Below are 879 nucleotides of genomic sequence, written 5' to 3'. Positions count from 1 at the left end.
AGGAAAAATAAAGATAAAAATTTTGATGCAACTTCATCTTGGGAATGGGGGCGCGCGGGTAACGCAGCCAACAATTATGCTACAGTTAATGGTCATTGGTATTCCAGCGCCATTCTGGCTAATATGTTTTATACAAAGGCTAGCCACCAAGAAATAAAAAATGTTTGCATTAATACATTAAATAAAAAAGACATTAACTATAGTGACTTAATACCTTACGCATCTGATTACACTCTATCTTATTATTACTCATTCTGGAATGAAGGAAGTAATATTCCCTCAGTAGAAGTTGGCAAAGCGAAACTGGATAGAATGGTTGTTTTCGGCGATAGTTTATCTGATACGATTAATGTTTATAACGGTTCTTATGGAACAGTGCCAAATAGTAATACATGGTTTTTAGGGCATTTTTCAAACGGACTTGTTTGGCATGAATACCTGAGTAAAAAGCATATCAAGGTGCCTGGTTACACATGGGCAACGGGCAATGCAGAGAGTGGCAGTAATCTGATATTCTCAGGATTTAGTCAGCAATTAGACTCATTTGAGTCTTATATGAAAAAATCTAATGGATATGATATTGGTCAAACTCTTTTTCTTGCTATGTTTGGCGGCAATGATTTTATCACGGGAAACAAATCACCTGATGATATTGTTAATAACTATAAAACATCTTTAGTTAGATTGAAAAGTCTGGGAGCTAAGCAGGTTGCGATATTTACTCTCCCTGATTTCTCAACTATCCCTGCGGTTAAGAACTGGAGTCAATCCGACAGAGATAAGTTAAAAAACAAATCCACTGAGTTTAATACGAAACTAAGTTCGTTAATTAATTCTTTAAAATTAACTTATCCTGATGTCAAATGGATTATGCCAGAT

Annotated in this window: 1 protein-coding gene; it reads left to right on the top strand. The window is 35.3% G+C overall.

Annotated elements, in window-relative coordinates; all coding sequences use genetic code 11:
• Positions 1 to 879 (top strand): SGNH/GDSL hydrolase family protein (locus V1952_RS22115; RefSeq protein ID WP_420075583.1); only part of this gene is annotated, 879 nt, incomplete at both ends.

Origin of the sequence: Yersinia sp. 2542 StPb PI (genome assembly GCF_048593855.1) — a bacterium.
GTDB lineage: Bacteria > Pseudomonadota > Gammaproteobacteria > Enterobacterales > Enterobacteriaceae > Yersinia > Yersinia enterocolitica_E.
Note: the sequence above shows the minus strand (reverse complement) of the source record. Positions and strands in the feature narration are given on the sequence as shown.